General features: G+C 55.8%; 18 protein-coding genes and 1 tRNA gene. 12 read left to right on the plus strand and 7 right to left on the minus strand.

Annotated features, from left to right (window positions below; genetic code table 11):
* Window positions 1–56 precede the first annotated feature (56 nt).
* The 6 genes from AC2FJZ_RS11565 to rpmH all read right to left on the minus strand — a co-directional run bounded on the left by AC2FJZ_RS11565 (window position 57) and on the right by rpmH (window position 3,536).
* Window positions 57–659, minus strand: a complete 603-nt coding sequence (locus AC2FJZ_RS11565) for an EAL domain-containing protein (RefSeq protein ID WP_496777680.1) — start codon at window positions 657–659, stop codon at window positions 57–59.
* Window positions 574–1,542 carry a diguanylate cyclase domain-containing protein gene (locus tag AC2FJZ_RS11570; RefSeq protein ID WP_496777682.1) on the minus strand — a complete coding sequence of 323 codons (969 nt, stop codon included), beginning with the start codon at window positions 1,540–1,542 and terminating at the stop codon, window positions 574–576. Before AC2FJZ_RS11570 ends, AC2FJZ_RS11565 begins: the two co-directional genes overlap by 86 nt.
* Window positions 1,543–1,657: 115 nt before the next feature.
* Window positions 1,658–2,551 (minus strand): tRNA 2-thiocytidine(32) synthetase TtcA, encoded by an 894-nt coding sequence (gene ttcA / locus AC2FJZ_RS11575; RefSeq protein ID WP_496777684.1) that lies wholly within the window; start codon window positions 2,549–2,551, stop codon window positions 1,658–1,660.
* A 157-nt stretch (window positions 2,552–2,708) separates the two neighbouring features.
* A complete protein-coding gene (gene yidD / locus AC2FJZ_RS11580) occupies window positions 2,709–2,954 on the minus strand; it encodes a membrane protein insertion efficiency factor YidD (RefSeq protein ID WP_083445393.1) in 246 nt (81 codons plus the stop codon).
* Complete coding sequence (gene rnpA / locus AC2FJZ_RS11585) at window positions 2,951–3,376, minus strand: ribonuclease P protein component (protein WP_496777685.1); 426 nt, start codon at window positions 3,374–3,376, stop codon at window positions 2,951–2,953. Before rnpA ends, yidD begins: the two co-directional genes overlap by 4 nt.
* 25 nt (window positions 3,377–3,401) lie before the next feature.
* Window positions 3,402–3,536, minus strand: a complete 135-nt coding sequence (rpmH, locus tag AC2FJZ_RS11590) for a 50S ribosomal protein L34 (protein WP_005980833.1) — start codon at window positions 3,534–3,536, stop codon at window positions 3,402–3,404.
* 296 nt (window positions 3,537–3,832) lie between these two features.
* Here rpmH and AC2FJZ_RS11595 point away from each other — a divergent pair, with 296 nt between their 5' ends.
* From AC2FJZ_RS11595 to AC2FJZ_RS11650, 12 genes are all read left to right on the plus strand, one after another.
* Window positions 3,833–4,564, plus strand: coding sequence for a TVP38/TMEM64 family protein (locus AC2FJZ_RS11595; protein ID WP_172677927.1), 732 nt, complete (start codon window positions 3,833–3,835; stop codon window positions 4,562–4,564).
* A 3-nt stretch (window positions 4,565–4,567) separates the two neighbouring features.
* The gene (locus AC2FJZ_RS11600; protein ID WP_496777686.1) at window positions 4,568–5,986 is read left to right on the plus strand and encodes a dihydrolipoyl dehydrogenase family protein; all 1,419 of its coding nucleotides are present in this window, start codon (window positions 4,568–4,570) and stop codon (window positions 5,984–5,986) included.
* 15 nt (window positions 5,987–6,001) lie between these two features.
* Window positions 6,002–7,387 carry a sensor histidine kinase gene (locus AC2FJZ_RS11605; RefSeq protein WP_496673156.1) on the plus strand — a complete coding sequence of 462 codons (1,386 nt, stop codon included), beginning with the start codon at window positions 6,002–6,004 and terminating at the stop codon, window positions 7,385–7,387.
* A gap of 64 nt (window positions 7,388–7,451) precedes the next feature.
* Window positions 7,452–7,528, plus strand: a tRNA-Arg gene (locus AC2FJZ_RS11610).
* 237 nt (window positions 7,529–7,765) lie between these two features.
* Window positions 7,766–8,212, plus strand: a complete 447-nt coding sequence (locus AC2FJZ_RS11615; protein WP_496673768.1) for a universal stress protein — start codon at window positions 7,766–7,768, stop codon at window positions 8,210–8,212.
* 350 nt (window positions 8,213–8,562) lie between these two features.
* On the plus strand, window positions 8,563–9,348 hold the full coding sequence (locus tag AC2FJZ_RS11620) for a formate/nitrite transporter family protein (protein ID WP_496673765.1): 786 nt from the start codon (window positions 8,563–8,565) through the stop codon (window positions 9,346–9,348).
* A 455-nt stretch (window positions 9,349–9,803) separates the two neighbouring features.
* Window positions 9,804–10,181 (plus strand): SnoaL-like domain-containing protein, encoded by a 378-nt coding sequence (locus AC2FJZ_RS11625; RefSeq protein ID WP_496673762.1) that lies wholly within the window; start codon window positions 9,804–9,806, stop codon window positions 10,179–10,181.
* A 347-nt stretch (window positions 10,182–10,528) separates the two neighbouring features.
* Entirely contained in the window at window positions 10,529–11,524 is a 996-nt protein-coding gene (locus AC2FJZ_RS11630) for an HlyD family secretion protein (protein ID WP_496777688.1), read from the plus strand.
* Entirely contained in the window at window positions 11,521–14,217 is a 2,697-nt protein-coding gene (gene rbbA, locus AC2FJZ_RS11635) for a ribosome-associated ATPase/putative transporter RbbA (RefSeq protein WP_496777689.1), read from the plus strand. The genes AC2FJZ_RS11630 and rbbA overlap by 4 nt, the downstream gene beginning before the upstream one ends.
* Window positions 14,218–15,336 (plus strand): ABC transporter permease, encoded by a 1,119-nt coding sequence (locus AC2FJZ_RS11640; RefSeq protein WP_496673756.1) that lies wholly within the window; start codon window positions 14,218–14,220, stop codon window positions 15,334–15,336. It abuts the gene before it with no gap.
* 196 nt (window positions 15,337–15,532) lie between these two features.
* On the plus strand, window positions 15,533–16,036 hold the full coding sequence (locus AC2FJZ_RS11645; protein WP_170359678.1) for an Hsp20/alpha crystallin family protein: 504 nt from the start codon (window positions 15,533–15,535) through the stop codon (window positions 16,034–16,036).
* A gap of 150 nt (window positions 16,037–16,186) precedes the next feature.
* Window positions 16,187–17,761, plus strand: a complete 1,575-nt coding sequence (locus tag AC2FJZ_RS11650) for a trypsin-like peptidase domain-containing protein (RefSeq protein ID WP_496777691.1) — start codon at window positions 16,187–16,189, stop codon at window positions 17,759–17,761.
* Between the two features lie 9 nt (window positions 17,762–17,770).
* On the opposite strand, the gene AC2FJZ_RS11655 is transcribed toward AC2FJZ_RS11650, so the two are convergent.
* A complete protein-coding gene (locus tag AC2FJZ_RS11655; RefSeq protein WP_496777692.1) occupies window positions 17,771–19,387 on the minus strand; it encodes an MFS transporter in 1,617 nt (538 codons plus the stop codon).
* Window positions 19,388–19,435 lie beyond the last annotated feature (48 nt).

Below are 19,435 nucleotides of genomic sequence, written 5' to 3' on the forward strand. Positions count from 1 at the left end.
GGAATCGCCCGTCATTTCGTCACGTTCTGGTCTTCTTTGGGCTGATTTCGGGTTCCTCAGCCTGTTTCCCGTCCGATTTTAGGCACCCCGTCGATCTTGTTGCGATAAGACTTGATCCAGCCCTCGGTTTTTTCGAAGCGCATCGGCTTGCCGATACCAAAACCCTGAACGTGGTCGCAGCCTAGCTGAGCCATCAATGCGTGCTCACCCGGCGTTTCGACGCCTTCCGCCAATGTTTCCAGATTCAAACGCTCAGCCATGGTTAGGATGGCACTGGCCAGCTGTTGTTGGCTTGGGTCCTGATCAGATTTGGTGACAAAGGAACGGTCGATCTTGATGCGGGACACGTTGAACCGTTTGATTGACGCGATTGAGGCGTGGCCTGTCCCGAAATCGTCCAGATCGATACAGCAGCCCATGGCAGCCAACCCGGTGACATTGCGGGTGATGACATCATCGGGCCGACGGGAGAAAACGGTTTCCAGCACCTCGACTGCCAGCCTATCTGGAGTCAGGTCGAATTGATCCAACTCCCATTTCAGGCGGTCGATCAGGCCCGGGTCACGCAGTTCATCAGAGGAAAAATTTATTCCTATGCGCGGCACATACAGCCCAGCCTGATCCCAGTCGCGCGTAGCCGAAAACGCGTAGTGCCGCATCGTCTGTCCCAACCGCCCCATGAGTTCGGCGTGTTCGGCAAAGGGCAGAAAGACATTGGGGCTGAGAACCCCCCTTGTAAGGATGTTCCCACCGGGCCAGCGCCTCAAAACCGGTAACGCGCCCGGTGTCGGTCGAAATTTGAGGCTGAAACCACGGGCGAATCTCACCGCTGTCCAGCGCCGCATCAAATTCTTTACGCAGATTGGTGCGTACTTGTGCCCGGCGGCGTGTCTCAGACGAAAAGGCCCGGATCGTGGATGGGCCGTTTTGTTGCGCCTCAAGCAAGGCATTGTTTGCGGCATCGCGCCAATCCATCGCGGATCCGCTGGGGAAACTGTCGCTCAGGCTGAACCCGATTGAGCAGGACATATAAACGCCGGTTCCGTTCAACATGATCGGCTCTTCTATGGCGGATTGCATTCGGCCGGATAGCTGGATGCACGCTTCAAGATCCAGTTGCCGAGCCGGGCGCAGGACAACCATCATTTTGTTCCCACCGATTCGAGTCGCGCAGTCACGGTTGCGGATCATTGACATGACACGCGCACAGAATTGTTGTGCCACATGGTTTGCAGCCGCCTGTCCGTGAAGATCGAGCAGCTGCGTGTAGTCATCTAGAACCAGGGCGAAACAGGCTGAATCCTCGCCTTTGCGGCGGGTTTCAGCAAAAACATCTGTCAAGGCGGATGCGAAGTGGTCATTTGACACCAGGCCATCCGATGCCCTTCGTCCCGGACGTGTCGGTGTGGTTGATATTGCCCCCAGCCCGGCGATCGCCAAGGGTAAGCCCAGAGCCATCGAAACCAAGGCCCGTTCACCACCCACCCAGAACGCGCCTAAACTGAGCGCCGGAACAAACGCCAGCACGGCGGGCCCGTTCACAATAGTTTTCAAAGAGTGGAAAAAACGATTGAATGAAGATTGGTTCCACATCGTGCTTTAGGCCTTGGCATGAATGACATGCTATCGAGCCTAAGAAACCAGTCTGAGTCAGTCGTTAACGCAGCTGCGGAATTTCACCCGAGTTTTCAGTATTTTTGCCAGATTTTATTGAAAGGTTAAGGAAATCAAACAGTTTCGCATCCAGAAGGTGCGAAGGGCGTGCATTTGTTAACGCGCGGAACATAACTTGGCGACGGCCTGGGCTGTTCTTTTCCCACTGATCGAGAATCTGTTTCACCTGCTGACGCTGCAACCCGTCCTGACTGCCGCATAGGTCGCAGGGGATGATTGGGTATTGCATTGCGTTGGCAAACTTTTCGCAATCGGCCTCGGCAACATGCGCAAGCGGTCGGAAGACAAAAAGATCGCCCTCTTCATTCACCAGCTTCGGCGGCATGGTGGCCAGGCGGCCGCCATGGAAGAGGTTCATGAAAAACGTCTCGAGAATATCGTCGCGGTGATGGCCCAGAACAACCGCAGCGCATCCTTCTTCCCGTGCGATACGATACAGGTTGCCGCGGCGCAGGCGCGAACATAGGGCGCAATAGGTTCGACCCTGCGGAACCTTGTCCATCACAACGGAATAGGTGTCCTGATATTCGATCCGGTGTGGCACACCCATCCGGTTCAGAAATTCTGGCAACACAGTGGCCGGGAAACCGGGTTGACCCTGATCCAGATTGCAAGCCAGCAGATCGACGGGCAACAAACCGCGCCATTTCAGTTCGTAGAGAACAGCCAACAGCGTATAACTGTCCTTGCCGCCTGACAGACACACCAGCCAGCGGGGCGGTTTGCCATCCTTGTCGTGGGCGGACGGGTCCACCATCCCATATTGTTCGATCGCTTCGCGGGTCTGACGCACGATGCGCTTGCGCAGCTTCTTGAACTCGGTGGTCGAGGGCGCGCCAGCAAAGAGCGGGTGGATATCGTCTGCATCATCAAGCATGCGCTGCCCCTACAGCAGATGGTCCAACCGGGCAAGTGGTGGGTCAGCGGCGCGTGAGTATCCAACCCAAGGGCGTGCCGGAGGAGGGACTGCTATCACCTGATAACTGCGGCGAGTTGTTCAAGTATTAAGGGGGCCGGTCAAGTCTGATGAAGAATCAGGCGGAGGCGTCGTGATGCTCGCAATCAGGTACCGGATCATACCCATCGCCCCCCCAGGGGTGGCAACGGCAAATTCGTCGAGCGGTCAAGTATGATCCTTTGACCGACCCGTGTTTCTCAAGTGCCTCAAGCGCATATGCAGAGCAGGTGGGCTGATAGCGGCAATTGAAGCCGACCCATGGGCTGAAGATCAGCCGATATGCCCGAACGGGCAGGGCGACGATATGGGACAGAAAGGTCATTTGCCCGAAGTATGAACCTTGCGGAGTGCATAGCGCAAGTCGCCCAACAGAGCTTCAAAGGGCCGGTCGGCGGTGACCTCGGCACGGCCGATCAGCACGTAATCCCATCCATCGCGGCCAAACTCAGGCAAAACGGCACGGGCAGCTTCGCGCAGACGGCGTTTGGCGCGATTGCGGGCCACGGCATTGCCGACCTTTTTGGAGCAGGTAAACCCCACGCGAATCCCGCAGGCTTCGTCGGCCGAACGTCTGCGGGCCTGCACCATCATCGAGGACGTACCCTGCCTGCGTGCACGGGCGGCTTTCAGAAAATCCGAACGTTTTTTGAGTACGGCCAATGGTTCAGGCGCACAAACGGACGCCGCCGGGGGCGTGTTCCCGGGCTGGTTGTTACCATCCACAGGGGCCTCCGGCGGCGTCATGTTCATAACCTGATCGGTGAGCGGTTTACGCGCTCAGCGATTTGCGGCCGCGTGCACGGCGTGCGTTCAGGATCTTGCGGCCGGCCTTGGTGGCCATGCGCGCGCGGAAACCGTGGCGGCGTTTGCGAACCAGGTTCGAAGGCTGATAGGTGCGTTTCATCGCTCCGTCTCCAATCAATAGCGGTGGGGTGCGGCGCGGATTCGCCTGGCCCGAGTGTTCGAAGCCCGTCCTCTACTGCTAAGCGGGGGGTAAGTCAAACCCCAACAGCCGGGTTTTCGCGCCTTTTGCAACAATTCTGTAACCGCAGCGGCGAAAAGGTTTCAAAACACCCGTTTATCGAAGAAATCTCTCACATTCGGTGCCACAAAGATCAAGGCCCCGTGATCCCCCTGTTGCTGGACCGTCGGGCAGCGCATCTTGGGCACAAGATGAAACAGAAAGAACCGGAAAACCTGATGTCCGAAACAAGCCAGGCCCCGCGCAGCGGGTTTGCGCGCCATATTCCATTGCTGGTTATCCTTGGTGTTGCCGTAGCTGGCTTTTTCACGCTGGGGGATTACCTGAGCTTTGAAACCTTGCGGGACAATCGTGAGGCGCTTCTGGCATGGCGCGATGGTCACTATTGGGTCATGGCTGCCGCGTTTGTGACTGTTTACATCGTTATTGTGGCGTTTTCGTTGCCCGGGGCGGCGGTCGCGTCGATGACGGGTGGATTCTTGTTTGGCCTGTTTGCAGGTACGGTCTTCAACGTTGTGGCAGCGACTATCGGAGCCTCGGCCATTTTTCTGGCGGCACGCTGGGGGTTGGGTGAGTCTTTGACTGCACGGTTGGAATCTTCGGAGGGGACGGTCAAGAAGCTGAAGGACGGTCTGCGCGAAAATGAGATCTCGGTCCTGTTCCTGTTGCGGCTTGTGCCGGTTGTCCCGTTCTTTGTGGCCAATCTGGTGCCTGCATTGGTTGGCGTGAAGTTTCGCAACTTCCTGATCACCACGGCGCTGGGCATTATCCCGGGTGGGATTGTCTACACCTGGATTGGTGTCGGGCTTGGCGGAGTGTTCGACCGCGGCGAAACCCCGGATGTGTCCCTGTTGTGGGAGCCGTTCGTGATCGGGCCGATCATCGGGTTGTGCGTTTTGGCAGCTTTGCCCATTGTCATCAAAGCCTTGCGCGCAAATAAGGACAGCTGAGCCATGACCGAACTGAAAACAGACCTCCTGGTCATTGGGGCCGGGTCCGGCGGACTTTCGGTTGCCGCTGGGGCCAGCCAAATGGGTGCTGATGTCGTTCTTCTGGAAGGCCACAAGATGGGGGGCGATTGCCTGAACTTCGGCTGCGTCCCGTCCAAAGCGCTGATTGCAAGCGGGAAGACCGCTTATGGTCAGGCGCATTCCGCGGCATTCGGGATCGCGGATGTTGCCCCTCAGATCGACTATGCGGCGGCCAAGGATCATGTACATGACGTCATCGCCCAGATCGAGCCGATGGACAGCCAGGAGCGGTTCGAGGGCTTTGGCGTCAAGGTGATCCGCGAATACGGCACCTTTATCTCTTCCAACAAAGTGCAGGCGGGGGCCCTCGTCATCACTGCACGGCGGATCGTGATCGCAACCGGGTCTTCGCCTCTGGTGCCGCCGATCCCGGGGCTGGATACGGTTCCTTACTATACGAATGAAACCATTTTCGAACTGCGCGAGCGGCCGGATCATTTGTTGATCATTGGCGGTGGCCCGATCGGCATGGAAATGGCGCAGGCCCATCAACGCCTTGGCAGCAAGGTCACGGTCATAGAAGGCCAAAAGGCGTTGGGCAAGGACGACCCCGAAGCTGCTTCTGTGGTGCTGGAGGCGTTGCGCAGTGAAGGCGTCGACATCCGGGAAGACGCAATGGTTGCGCAAATCCGAGGAAGCGAAGGCGCAGTTGAGGTCGTGACCGAGATCGGTGAAATTCACAGAGGCTCTCATCTTTTGATCGCAGCCGGGCGCAAGGCCAACATAGAACGCCTGAATCTGGAGGAGGCGGGAATTGATCGCACCCGGACTGGCATAAAGACGGATGAGGCCCTGAGGACGACAAACCGCCAAGTCTATGCCATTGGCGATGTTGCAGGTGGGCTGCAATTCACCCATGTGGCGGGGTATCACGCGGGCATCATCATTCGCTCGGCACTGTTTGGCCTGCCGTCCAAAGCCAAAACGGCACATATCCCGTGGGCCACCTATACCGACCCGGAATTGTCGCAGGTTGGTCTGACCGAAGTGCAGGCCCTTGCGCAGCATGGTGACAGGCTCGAGATTGCCCGCTTTGACTACCATCACAACGATCGTGCCATTTCCCAACGTAAGACAAATGGTTTCATCAAAGTCATGGTCGTCAAAGGTCGACCCGTTGGGGCCACAATCGTCGGTCATCAGGCAGGCGAATTGATCAACTTGTGGTCGCTGGCATTGGCCAATAATCTGAAGATGGGGCAGATCGCTGCGATGGTTTCGCCCTATCCGACGATCGGAGAGCTTAACAAACGCGTGGCTGGTGCTTATTTCACGCCAAGGCTGTTTGAGAATCAGACAGTTAAACGGGTGGTCAGGTTCGTCCAGCGCTGGATACCCTGACCTGAGGAGGGGCGCATTTTGAACTCGCTGTCGGGCCGATTTCTAATCCTGACGACGGTCTTCGTCATGTTGGCCGAAGTCCTGATTTTTGTCCCGTCTATTGCTCGCTTCCGCGAAGATTTTCTGCTGAACCGCCTGGAACGCGCCCAGATTGCCTCGCTGGCATTGTTGGCAGACGATATGCTGGCTGAGGACCTTGAGGCAGAGCTGTTGGCAAATGCCGGTGTGTATAACGTCGTGCTGCGCCGAGATGAGGTTCGGCAACTTATGTTGTCTTCTCCGATTCCGGAATCAATTGCCCAGACATACGATTTGCGCGATGCGGGTCCTTTGGTATTGATCCGTGATGCGATGAGCCGGATTTTTACACCCGAGAACGAAATCATTCGAGTCATTGGCGAACCGGTCAAGGGCGCTGGGCTGTTGATCGAAGTCACCACGGACAGCGCCCCACTGCGCATGGCGATGGTAGACTACGGCCTGCGCATTCTTGGTTTGTCTTTTGTCATTTCGATCATCACCGCTTCGCTTTTGTTTCTTGCGGTGCGCGTGGTTCTTGTGCGGCCGATCAAAAGCGTCGTGGGGTATATGCAGCGCTATGCCAGCGCGCCCGAAGACGCGCGGGGCATCATCTCGCCGAACTCGAAAGTGACTGAACTGCGTGAGGCCGAGGAGGCGCTGCAAATGCTGCAGACGGATCTGACACAGGCACTTCGACAACGCGAGAGGCTGGCACAGCTGGGTGGGGCGGTTGCCAAGGTCAGTCACGACTTGCGCAACATATTGACCTCGGCACAGCTGTTCACGGACAGAATCGAATCCAGCGACGATCCGCTGGTTCGTCGGATGGCACCGAAACTGGTGAATTCCATTACGCGAGCCGTATCGTTGTGTGAAAGCACGCTGGCCTTTGGTCGCGCGGAAGAGCCTGCCCCCACACTGACGATGGTCCCTGTGCGGTCACTGGCTGCAGATGTGGCAGCCAGTGAACAGCTTGCCGTTGCTGATGCCTGCGTCGAAATCGTGAACGAAGTGCCTGAAGATCTGATCGTCCGCGCAGACCCCGAACAATTGTTCCGGGTCATCATGAATCTTGTGCGCAACGCGCGTCAGGCCTTGGTGACATCTGCCAAGCCTGGGCGTGTCACGATTGCTGGCTGCGAATATGGAGACACCTGGTGCATTGAAATCCGCGACACGGGTCCGGGCCTGCCGCCAAAAGCGCGCGAAAACCTGTTCACTCCGTTTCAGGGTGGGGTTCGAAAAGGGGGGTCTGGTCTGGGTCTGGCGATTTCCCAAGAACTCGTGCGTGGGCATGGTGGAGATCTGACACTGAAACAGACCGGATCCGAAGGAACCGTGTTCGAAATAAGCCTTCCCCGTGGTGACATGACTTTTTAAATTATTTTTGAAGAATCGACTTGCACGTTCTGGGCGGCAGGTCTAAACACCGCCTCACCAACGCGGACCGATAGCTCAGCTGGATAGAGTACTTGACTACGAATCAAGGGGTCGGGGGTTCGAATCCTCCTCGGTCCGCCACTTGGTACTTTTGTCAGGCGACACATAGTTCTGCCATCAGCGACAGAACCTAGCCATTTTCGCCTTACTTCCTTCATCCAGCACCCAGACCGATTTCAATGATCCTGACTTCCTTTTGGGAAAATCAGGGCTGATTTGCAGATCAGACAGCGAAGCTGCCTGTTCCTGCTGATCTGCCACGTGGCGAATGCGGGAGGGGGCGCCCATACTGACCCCTCACAAAGGAGGGGGTGCGACATGTTCAATAAAATCGTGGTTGGCTTGGATGGATCGGAGGCGTCAGAATCAGCACTACGCGTTGCCTGTAATATCTCAAGCAAATATGGCTCCCAAATTCACCTTGTCCATACACCTCAGCCGCAAACCGTGGCTTTCGCAATGGGCGCTGTTGCTGGCTATCACGCCGTCACGACAATGCCTTCAGACGAAGAGGTTCAGCGGGCAGCAGACAAGATCATTTCCGCGGGCAAAGAGATTGCCAAAGAATACAATCAGACGGTTTCGCAAACGCTTACCCAACGCGGTGATCCGGTCGACGAGATCATAGCATGCGCCGAGCAATGCAAAGCTGACCTGATTGTGACGGGCCGCCGCGGATTGGGAAGCATTGGTAGCCTGATTCAAGGGAGCACCTCTCAAGGCATCAGTCGGAATGCCACTTGTGCGGTTTTGACCGTTGCCTAAATTTCAAACTTGGTCCCAATCGGCACAAAAACGATGACGATCAATAAGCTTTGCATTGAAGTCTCGTGGCAGAACTAAGTTTCGATGGCTACTTCGTGATGCTGAACTCCCGACTGTGAAAAAGGAGTCAGATATCCACTGCTTCATGACGGTGGCACGAAAACGGAGGCTGAAACAGAGGTCATGGGTGCCTGTGGTGATCACCGGAGACCAAACTGTGTTAGGCGAAACTACCCGAACTGTGGCGGAACAGATGAACTTCCCCTTTTTATTTGTGCATTGGTTCAAGGTCAGAAGATAGACTGTACGTATCTCTGATACGTAAATCCGTGCTAACTCTGGAGCCCGACATGAACACCCCGCCCCTGTTCGACGCTCATAAACCCTCTGAAATTGCGACGTTAGTTGAGACTGCTGGGGTCACAAAGGCAAAGTTGCCAATGGCACCCATGTTCGTTCTTGCGATGCTGGCCGGGGCATTCATAGGGTTTGGCGCAGCGGCTTATACGATGGCGGTTACTGGGGCAGACAGCGCTGCGGGGCCGATCCGCGTTCTGGGTGGCGCGGTGTTTTCCCTGGGCCTTATCCTGGTGATCGCAGGTGGTGCAGAATTGTTCACCGGAAATGTTTTGATGGTGATCGCAGCGGTCGACCGCAAGATACCGCTGCGACTGCTGTTTCGAAGCTGGGGCATCGTCTACGCCGGAAACTTCGCGGGCGCCCTCGGGCTTGCATTGGCCTTCTCTCTGACCGGCCTGCTCGAGGGGCCGATGGGCAATACCGCCGTGGTGATAGCCGATGCCAAAGCGGGGTTGGAACCGATGGCGGCCTTCGCCCGTGGCGCATTGTGCAACGGGTTGGTATGCCTTGCTGTTTGGCTGTCCTTTGCCGCCCGCAGCGTCGTCGGCAAGGTTCTGGCCGTTTTGTGGCCCGTCACTGCTTTTGTGTTGCTGGGGCTCGAGCATTCGATTGCGAACATGTTTTTCTTCCCGCAGGGTTGGGCAGCGGGGGCAACTGTTCCGGTTTTCTCAGCGGCGACCAATCTATTGTGGGTTACTCTGGGCAACATTGTCGGCGGGGCGGGAGGAGTCGCCTTGGCCTACTGGTTTGCTTATCTTGGCGCTAATAAACGGTAAGACCCACTTCTCCGATCACAGCGCCCGCCAGAGCAAAACGATCGGTTTCAGTTGGTTTTGAAGGCGTTGTCAATTGTGCAGCCCAGATCAAGCTTTTCCTGCACTTAATAGTCTAGATGCCGGGAGCATGGTTGTCTTCGTGGTCGATATCGGTTGTCGCATGATGGTGCAACACGAGGGGAAGCAGCACAGGCTTGCCTAAGTCCGCTGATTGGGATGCGAGCCGATTGATCAGTCAGATATGAGTTGGATGCGGAGGTAACTCACCGACCACGAGGCAAGGAGATGGCGCATTGGTTGATGACGGTGCCGGGAATTGGGCCGTTCTTTGCCACTGCACTAGTTGCCCTCTCGTTCCCAAACTGGATTCTTCGCCAACATCTAAATTCATTGATCCTCGTCAAGATTGGAAAAGGCAAGATGTGATACAGTAGATGCCTAAAATGAGGGCTATCATGGAAGAATTAGTCGAGATTGGAAGAACATTTGTTCAGGCAATGCGTGATCGCAGGGGCCTTGCAAATGTTGATGAAATGTATGCCGAGAACGCTCAATCCATAGAAGCGGTTGTGCCTCCGGTTCGACAGTTTCGCATCACCAAAGGCCGTGATGCTATCAAAGGGAAAAGAGAGGATTGGCTGGCAACTCATGAAATCATCGAATTCGACGTCGATGGCCCCTATGTTCATCCCCCAAACCGCTTCAGTGTGCGATATAAGGCTGACGTAAAGCAGAAGGAAACTGGACAACGTATCGCCTTGAGCGAGATTGCAGTTTATTCGGTAGCAGACGGAAAGATTGTACTGGAAGAGTTCTTCATGTTGCCGAAGTAGGAGCGGCAACCCGCAATACTGACGCAGTGTTGGTTTCATCCGCACGCTGGAAGTGTGACTTGTAAGTGCTTTGACACGATGGATGGACAATTGGGCATTTGTTTCGACCGCGTGATGCTTGCCCATGCGCAACAATTCCGTCAGTTCGGCGCAACCGAAATCGAAAGTCACGCCATGAAATCCGCATTAAGCCATTGATGCGGGTTAACAATCAGACTGCTGCGCCGGTTTTATACCCGAGTTTGGCCTGAACAACCCTCTAAAGGGCTCTGCTTGATCCAAAACAAAGCATTTTGCGGGGTTTGAGATAACGTCACCTAGTAGCTCTAACCGCGGTACGCCAGATCATGAAAAAGAATGTGCGCGCAATACTGATCGTCGTAATGCTCCTTCTCGCAGGTGCGGCGTTGTACATATTCGTTTCAGAAGACAACAGCGAATTGCCAGTTGGATTTGTACAGGGCAATGGACGGATAGAGGCCGAACAAGTGGAAATTGCCCCCACCTTCGCAGGGCGGGTTGCACAGGTTTTGGCGGCAGAAGGCCACTTGGTTGCTGTGGGTGAGCTGCTGGTCGAGATGGACACCGATGAACTGTCTGCAGCGCTTGATCGCGCCAAAGCCGAGGTAGCGTTGGCGCGTCAAGCCAAGGCCGAAGCCGAGGCTGTTGTTGTCCAACGAGAAAGCCAACAGCGTCGCGCAGCGCAGGAACTGGAACGGGCCAAGGCACTGTTGGCGGGTCAAAACATTTCGATGACCGTTTTCGAGGATCGCGAAACCGCATTTCAGGTTGCCGATGCCGTCCTGGGTGCGGCGAAGGCCCGGGTTGCAACATCAGACAGCCAGATCGCTGCTGCCGAAGCTGAAATGCGCCGGATCACAGCTCAGATCGAGGATGCTTCGCTTGTCGCCCCCATGCCAGGGCGCGTTCTTTACAAACTGGCTGAGCCCGGCGAAGTTGTCGGCGCGGGGGAGCCGATCCTCACGCTTCTCAGCTTAGAGAACGTCTATATGGACGTGTACCTGCCCGCTCGCGAAGCGGGGTTGCTGCCCATCGGGGCTGAGGCGCGCATCGTACTTGATGCCTTGCCGGATTTTGCCATTCCTGCAACCGTCACTTTTGTATCCCCCGAAGCCCAGTTCACTCCGAAGCAGGTAGAGACATTGAGCGAGCGTGAACAGTTGGTCTTTCGCGTTCGGGTTCGCATCCCCCAAGATCTGATCACAGAGCGGATAGAACATGTAAAAACCGGCCTTCGCGGTATCGCTGTGATCAGGCTTTCTTCTGATGGTGTATGGCCGGAATATCTGGAAAGGCGGATTCCACCCGAATTGTTCAAATGAATTCCCAGGCGGGCAAATCTGATTTCTGCGTCAGAGGTGTCACGCATAAGTATCGCCAACACATTGCACTCGATAACCTGTCGCTTGATCTGTCGGTTGGTCAGCTTATTGGGCTGATCGGGCCTGACGGGGTTGGCAAATCAACGCTTTTGGGTTTGATCACCGGCGCGAAGAAGCTTCAATCCGGCACGATCAAGGTTCTCGGAGGTTCGATCGACGACCGTGCCCATCGTCACGATATCTGCCCTGCGATCGCATTTATGCCGCAGGGGTTGGGCCGGAACCTCTATGCAGAATTGTCGGTGCGCGAGAACCTTGAGTTCTTTTCGCGTCTCTTCGGGCAGGGGCAACAGGAGCGTGACATCCGGATCGCAGCATTGCTGTCGGCAACCGGGCTTGCGCCATTCTCTGATCGGCTGACGGGAAAACTCTCGGGCGGCATGAAGCAGAAGCTCGGGCTGTGTTGTGCACTGATCCATGACCCTAAGCTTTTGGTTCTGGATGAGCCGACCACTGGCATCGACCCTCTGTCGCGGCGTCAATTCTGGGCGCTGATCGACGCGGTCCGAGAGGCTACACCCGACCTCTCCATACTGGTTTCGACAGCCTATATGGAAGAAGCCGAAGAATTCGACTTTATCGTCGCGATGGATGCCGGGCGCGTGCTTTTCCATGGTTCTCCGGCAGAATTGAAGGGAGCAGCCAGCGATCTTGAAACGTCCTACCGGCGGCTGCAGGCGCACGGGGAGCCCCTGATCGCACCAAAGAAAGCGCCCACACATCACCATGAGGCCGACCCGGTGATCACAGCACGTGGATTGACGCGGCGCTTTGGCGATTTCACCGCGGTCAATGACGTCGAATTCTCGATCAACCGTGGTGAGATCTTCGGTTTCCTCGGATCGAACGGCTGCGGCAAGTCGACAACCATGAAAATGCTGACAGGTCTTTTGCCCGCAAGTGAGGGTGAGGCGCTGTTGTTCGGAAGGCCGGTTGACTCGCGCGACCTGACGATGCGTCGCGAGATTGGCTATATGAGTCAGGCATTTTCTCTTTATGGCGAGTTGACCGTTCGACAGAACCTTCAGCTTCACGCCCGCATCTTTGCGATCACGGATCGAGAGATGCGTATCAATGAATTGGCAGAGCGCTTTGGCCTGACTACACATATGGACATGCTGGCCACGGCGCTGCCACTTGGCATCAAGCAACGTCTCTCCCTGGCGGTCGCTGTAATCCACCGACCTCGCGTGCTGATCCTGGATGAACCAACTTCGGGGGTGGACCCTGAGGCGCGCGACTCGTTTTGGGCTCTGCTGATTGAGCTTTCGAGAGATGAGGATGTAACGATTTTCGTCTCGACCCATTTCATGGCCGAAGCTGAGCGCTGTGATCGGGTGTCATTCATGCATGCGGGCCGGGTTCTGGCTGAGGGAACACCGGATGCGTTGATCACCGAGGCACAGGCAGACAGTCTGGAGGAAGCATTTGTCACGGTATTGAAGGCCGCTGACCCTCCGGCACCGGTGAAAGCTCCTGAGGCTTCGGTTCATGCCCTTGATGACAGCGCTGGCGGGGGTATCAGGCGCGCACTGGCATATACGAGGCGTGAAACCATCGAGATTTTGCGCGACCGCGTGCGTTTGGCGTTTGCGTTCCTGGGCTCGGTGATCCTGATGCTGGTCTTTTGCTATGGGATTACGCTGGACATCGAAGAACTGGATTTCGCGGTACTGGACTTGTCGCAAGGACCCGAAAGTCGCGCCTACATTGCTGAGATTTCCGGATCGCGCTACTTCAACTCAACGCAGCCACTGACGAGTATCGATGAGGGCCATGAACGGCTGGCCCGAGGAGATGCCTCGCTGGTTGTCGAACTCCCACCTGATTTCGGGCGCAAGATCCGCTCTGGCGAAGCAACGGACGTGCTCGCAATTGTGGACGGCGCAATTCCATTCAAGGGCGAGACCGTGGAAGGCTATGTGGCGGGGCTCCACTATACCTTTTTGGAAGCAATGGCCCGCCAAAACGGTGTGCATCCGGTCGAGATCGCCCGTATCGAGCCACGCTTCAGGTACAACCAGAGTTTCGAGAGTATTGCCGCAATGGCTCCGGCCATGCCTGCGATCCTTTTGATAATGTTACCGGCAGTTCTGATTGCAGTCAGCGTCGCGCGTGAAAAAGAGTTGGGAACAATCACCAATTTCTATGCGACGCCAACGACGCGGCTTGAGTTTCTGGTTGGCAAACAAATCCCTTATATCGCAATCGCGTTCGCCAATTTCCTGCTCTTGGCTGGAATGACGGTCTTTGTTTTTGATGTACCGCTCAAAGGCAACCCGGTTCCTCTGGCAATCGGCGCGTTGCTGTATGTCTGGGCTACAACATCCTATGGGCTACTCATTGCGACCATGACTTCAAGCCAGGTGGCCGCTACCTTCGCCACCGCGATCGCCTCGGTCGTACCGACCATTCAGTTCTCCGGGTTGTTACAACCGGTGTCAACGCTTGAAGGCGGCGCGCAGACAATTGGGTCGCTCTGGCCGTCATCCTATTTCCTGCATCTGAATGTCGGTGCCTTTACAAAAGGGCTGGGCTGGGATGCGCTTGCCCCCGATCTTCTGGCTCTGGCCTTTTTCGGGCCGGTGCTGACGCTGATCGCTGTCCTTTTACTTCGAGCGCAGGAGAAGTAAATGCAACGGTTGTCCTGCATCTTCTGGCTTGGCTTGAAAGAAATGATGAGCCTTAGGCGTGATTGGGTGATGATGGCGCTGCTGGTCTGGTCATTCACGCTGGCACCCGTGATGGAGGCGACGGGGGTTTCGAACTCGGTCAACAACGCCTCCATTGCATTTGCCGATGAAGATGGATCACCCCTTTCACGGTCCCTTGCCACAGCATTCTTCCCTCCTGAATTCCAGCCAGTTGCCCAGATCGAACCGGGCACCGGAGCTGAAAAGATGGATGCCGGGCTGTTCCTGTTTGTGGTCGCAGTGCCACCGGGGTTCGAGAAAGATGTTCGCGCCGGGCGCTCACCTGAAATCCAGGTTCTGATTGATGCGACGGCGATGGAACAGGCCGGGATTGGTGCAAACTATATCATCAATATCCTCAGCGCCGAGATCCGTCGCTTTGCCATCGGTGCGGACCTGATAGAGACATTGCCTGTCGATATCATCATGCGCAGTGCGTTCAATCCCAACCGTGATACTGTTCGTTTTGCCGGCATCGTGGCGCTCATCGGCCAGATCATGTGGCTGACTACGATCCTCACCGGTGCTGCAATGATCCGCGAGCGTGAACATGGCACAATTGAACACCTGCTTGCGATGCCGCTTACCCCGCTTGACATTGCGATGGCCAAGATTTGGGCAAACGCAGCGGTGGTTCTTGTCGCGGCCGCTTTATCGCTGACCTTTGTTATGCAAGGTTTCCTGGGGATCAGCATCGCGGGGTCGAAGGTGTTGTTTTTAGTTGGCACCGCCCTGTTTCTCTTCACGGCAACCGCACTTGGGGTATTTCTTGCAACGATTGCGCGCTCAATGGCGCAGTTCGCGCTTTTGGTAATGCTGACAGTCCTTCCAATGCTGATGCTGTCAGGAGGAGAGACACCGATCGAGGGTCAGCCCGACTGGCTTCAGTTCGGAACATCGATCCTTCCTTCCCGCCACTATATGTCCGCCGGTCAATCCATCATCTTCAAGGGTGCTGGGTTTGAAACGGTATGGCCAGAGTTCCTATGGATGGCGTTACTGGGCGCAATCCTTCTGGTGTCAAGCCTGATGCTTTTCAGACGCTCGTTGGCGCAATAGAGTCAGATCAGTTTGCCCCTTGGCCTGGACGTATGATTGGTAATGCGCCTTGTTTCATTCGGAATACTGATACGGCCGGGATGTCCTTTTGGCGTGATACCGAGGACGCCTGGTTGCGCAAGATCAAGGTAATTAGACGCGTTTTTTGCCATAATACCGCCTCCCCCCAATCGCACCAAAGGAGGAGGATCAGAAAATGCTTGAAGACAAAAATACCCCGCAACTGTTTGCTGGAACACATCCGCTCTCTGATAATTTTCGACGCGAAATGGAATCCATGATGTCGCGCTTTTTCGGGGGCGCAGCGCCATTCCTGCCGCTGGAAACAGCCGCGCAACGCACGGGCTTCCCGTCGTTGGACATGACGGGTGCGATTTCGCCGGCGATTGACATCCACGAAACGGATACAGCGATCGTTCTCACGGCTGAATTGCCGGGTCTCGAAGAAGACGACGTCGAAGTCGAAATCAAAGACCGTAGATTGACGCTGCGGGGCCAGAAGAATGTTACGCATGATGACACAGGCGATCTGCGCGTTAGCGAGAGAAGCTATGGCAGTTTCACCCGGACAATGACGCTGCCTGATGCAGTCGATATCGAGGAGATTTCCGCTGCGTTCGACAAAGGTGTCCTGCACGTCACGATGCCGAAAACCGAACCTCAGGATCCCAGCCGGAAGATTAAGGTCTCATCGAAATAGGCGCAATGGAGGCGCACGCGCAACCATCATGGTCCGGGCAGCATGCGCGGACCCTTGGTGTTCTTAAAACGAGCACATTATTGCCCACCATAGCGGTTTCACTGCTGCGCATGATAATGTGCCAATAGGGCTAGAGAACTGAGATGGACGATGCGGACGCCGGACAAAAGCGATGTGGAAAGTGACACGGGCGATGTCCGAGCATTTCTGGAGAGCTTGACGGGGCCGTCCCGCGGAACCGTTACCTGGCTTGTCGGCAACGCTTTGGCTGCTTCGGTGGGTCCTGATCGTATCCTGAAGTTCAGGCGGAAAGAGGATTTGCCCCCGCATGACGAAGACGTGGCGACCATTCAGTGGTCGCAAGGCGGTTATGCGCTAAACGCGTTGCCTGGCCGGGATATTTGGGTCAATGGTCAAAAAACTGCTTCGGCAGTTCTTGGGCATGGCGACATGATTGAGTTCGGTGAAGAGGGGCCCATGTCTCGCTACAGGGTGTGTGACCACTCATTCCCTGCACATCACACGGTCGAGGACATAATTAGTGACGCTTATGTGTATGCGCGCTCCAGCCGACGACCCTTCGCCAGAAAAATGTCCGGTGCGCTGCGCGAAGGCGGGCGTAGGCTGACATCACAAACCACGGTTTTGTTCAGGGTTACCGTTACCGGTGTGCTTCTTCTGATCTTTGCCTTTGGCTATTTGCTTTTTCAGAACGACCGGAAGCTGGCGGACAGCCTTAAACAGGAGTCTCTCAAGATCGAGGCGGTTGCTGTCATGCTTACGCAGACGCGAGAAGATGCACTGACGGCGGATGATCTGGTCGCGCTCAGAGAAGCGTTTGACAACCAGGTGATTTCCACCGAGCAGCGCCTTGGCACTTTGGAAGAACGCGCTGGTGCGTCAAGGCGAGTTATCACAGCCTCGACGCGATCTATTGCCTTTATCCAGGGTGCTTACGGATTGCGACAGACCGAAAGCGGCAAATTGCTGCGGCATGTGCTTGGCCCGGACGGGGAGAAACTAAAAACTCCATTCGGGAAACCATGGATTGAGCCAGATGCGGCAGGCGCGCCAGCAGAGTTTCAGTTCACCGGAACCGGGTTTCTGTTGCAGGGCACCTCTCTGTTGGTGACCAACCGTCATGTCGCCTTGCCCTGGACGACCGGGGATCGGGCGCAGGCCCTGAAGGCAGCAGGGCTTGAAGCCGAGATACTTAGCCTGCTGGCTTATCTGCCAGAACAATCCAAGCCAATGGAAGCGGTATTGCTTAGGGCAAGCAACACGGCCGATCTGGCACTTCTGTCCGTTGATGCAAACCGTGTTCAAGGGCTCGGGCTTTCACTGGCACCAGACCCGCCGCGTGCAGGTGAAGAAGTTTTCCTGCTTGGATTTCCGACTGGCCTTAAGGCCTTGATCGTGCAGGCCGGGCCAGATTTTCTGAAAACGCTTGAGAGAGACGGCGCCGTCGATTTCTGGACTATTGCAAAACACCTTTCAGAGCAGAACAAGATCAGGCCTCTGGCCAGCCGGGGGATCGTCGCCCAGACCAGTGCCGGTGCAGTCGTCTATGATGCTGAAACCACAACCGGCGGAAGCGGCGGACCTGCCCTGAACCGAAATGGCGAGGTGGTTGCTATCAATGCCGCGATCTTACCTGAATTTGGCGGCTCGAATATTGGCGTTCCGGTGTCACACCTCAAGATACTTCTCGATGAAAGCGATTGATCCGCATTTTCAATCGCGCGTCTGATAAGGCGAGTTTTGCACAAGAAAAACCACAGCCAGTGGGATGATGACAGAGATCAACCCCACGGTAATCAGCAAGTTCCCCAAGTGGCTATAGTCAGCGACGGAGGCAACGTTACCCGTTCTGGGATCGGTAACCGCGCGGGTAACGGTAAAGATCTGATTCAGGTATTTTGTACCGAGACTGCTTGCTGACAATGCCATGTTGGTGAACGACGCCATGACCGCAAAAAAGGTAGCCTTCAGATGTGTTGGGGCGTTGCGCGCGATCCAAGCCAACATTGGGACCATCGCGATCTGACCCAGCGGTGACTCAACGGCTGTGTCAAGAATGGCGATAAACCTTGCATCCACGACCCCACCTGTGCGCGCGGCCGTCCATTCATGCACCCCGTAGTACAAGGCAAGGTTTGGCAGGGACAGCACTCCGGCGGCAATCGTGAGTAACACAACAACCTGCGCAATCGAACGACTTGCCATAAACGGCCTGAGGATAATCAGGCCAAGCAGAGCAAGTAGCGAGGTCAGAAGCGCTAGAATGGCCAGGAACTGTTCGTCAAACCCAAGCTCGTCGATCTCGAACCAGGTCAGGCCCGGTCCTGGCAAGGGAACTGCTCGAAAAACGAAAATGATAGTTGCTGTCCCGATCAGAACTTTGGCCTGTTTCGACTCCAGCTCTCTCAGCAAACGCGACATGAGGTAGAGAATGACCGTGAGCGACACCGCAAAAACGGTCTCTTGCGCGAAGGCAAAATTTGCGGTTCCCAACACTATGCTGAGAACAACAAACGCAAGTCCGCCCAGCAGTATCGGCCACCTGACTTCGGTGGTTTGATCTGGTCTGTGCGGAAGGTGTCCTCGACGAACGAGGCGACGCTGTATCAGAGCGTGAAGAACCACTCCGCTGACAGACAACAGTGGGATAGCCAGGGCAATGAGATAGACCCGACCGTAGAGAACCAAACGATCGGCTTGCTCCAGATTTTCCGCCCCCGAAAAAATCCAGATGTTAACCGCGGCGACCCCTGCAAACCCGGATATGATCGCAATCCTGCCGAGGGTCTGCATGGTGGTGTGCCGGGCACGAACTTCGTCCTGAATAAACGCGCGTCCGTCTCGGTCCGATTGCGGCACTGCTTCGACTGTCATGGCGTCAGCAACGACATCCTGAATGGCATAACCTGAAGGAGCCAACATCAAGGCAACGACGTACCAATCCTCAAGTGGCATTATGCCGGCCATTTGGTCAGGCGCAGCCACAAGCCTGTACATGATGAGCAATGACGTCGTGATAAGGGATGCGCCAACGACAATCAGCAGGGATTTCCAGCGCCAGAACAGATCAACAAGATGACCCAGCGGCATTTTTAGAATCCACGGCAACCCGGCCCAGAATGCCAATCCCGCAACAGAAGCGGCGGATAGATTCAGATAGTCTTTAAGAAAAAACGCACCGACGACGGATGTTAGTCCCGAAACCCCGGCCGCAAAGTAAACCATCAATGGTGGCAAGTAAGACCATTGCAATTGTGCGACCAGATCAACGAAAGTCCGGTGCCACCAGCCTGAAATCCGCCTTCCAATTGTTGATCGGTCAGTGTTCATGCGTCAGTCGGACCCCGTTCTGATGACCCTGTGCTGTCGGTTTTCCTC

This window comes from Ruegeria sp. CDSA079 (genome assembly GCF_059612245.1).

Coding starts and splice junctions, on each gene's coding strand:
- ttcA (WP_496777684.1), bottom strand. CDS start 2,551: ATGCTTGATGATGCAGACGATATCCACCCGCTCTTTGCTGGCGCGCCC.
- AC2FJZ_RS11625 (WP_496673762.1), top strand. CDS start 9,804: ATGGAAGAATTAGTCGAGATTGGAAGAACATTTGTTCAGGCAATGCGT.
- AC2FJZ_RS11640 (WP_496673756.1), top strand. CDS start 14,218: ATGCAACGGTTGTCCTGCATCTTCTGGCTTGGCTTGAAAGAAATGATG.
- AC2FJZ_RS11600 (WP_496777686.1), top strand. CDS start 4,568: ATGACCGAACTGAAAACAGACCTCCTGGTCATTGGGGCCGGGTCCGGC.
- yidD (WP_083445393.1), bottom strand. CDS start 2,954: ATGACCTTTCTGTCCCATATCGTCGCCCTGCCCGTTCGGGCATATCGG.
- AC2FJZ_RS11595 (WP_172677927.1), top strand. CDS start 3,833: ATGTCCGAAACAAGCCAGGCCCCGCGCAGCGGGTTTGCGCGCCATATT.
- rpmH (WP_005980833.1), bottom strand. CDS start 3,536: ATGAAACGCACCTATCAGCCTTCGAACCTGGTTCGCAAACGCCGCCAC.
- AC2FJZ_RS11630 (WP_496777688.1), top strand. CDS start 10,529: ATGAAAAAGAATGTGCGCGCAATACTGATCGTCGTAATGCTCCTTCTC.
- rnpA (WP_496777685.1), bottom strand. CDS start 3,376: ATGACGCCGCCGGAGGCCCCTGTGGATGGTAACAACCAGCCCGGGAAC.
- AC2FJZ_RS11655 (WP_496777692.1), bottom strand. CDS start 19,387: ATGAACACTGACCGATCAACAATTGGAAGGCGGATTTCAGGCTGGTGG.
- AC2FJZ_RS11615 (WP_496673768.1), top strand. CDS start 7,766: ATGTTCAATAAAATCGTGGTTGGCTTGGATGGATCGGAGGCGTCAGAA.
- AC2FJZ_RS11565 (WP_496777680.1), bottom strand. CDS start 659: ATGCGGCACTACGCGTTTTCGGCTACGCGCGACTGGGATCAGGCTGGG.
- rbbA (WP_496777689.1), top strand. CDS start 11,521: ATGAATTCCCAGGCGGGCAAATCTGATTTCTGCGTCAGAGGTGTCACG.
- AC2FJZ_RS11645 (WP_170359678.1), top strand. CDS start 15,533: ATGCTTGAAGACAAAAATACCCCGCAACTGTTTGCTGGAACACATCCG.
- AC2FJZ_RS11650 (WP_496777691.1), top strand. CDS start 16,187: ATGCGGACGCCGGACAAAAGCGATGTGGAAAGTGACACGGGCGATGTC.
- AC2FJZ_RS11620 (WP_496673765.1), top strand. CDS start 8,563: ATGAACACCCCGCCCCTGTTCGACGCTCATAAACCCTCTGAAATTGCG.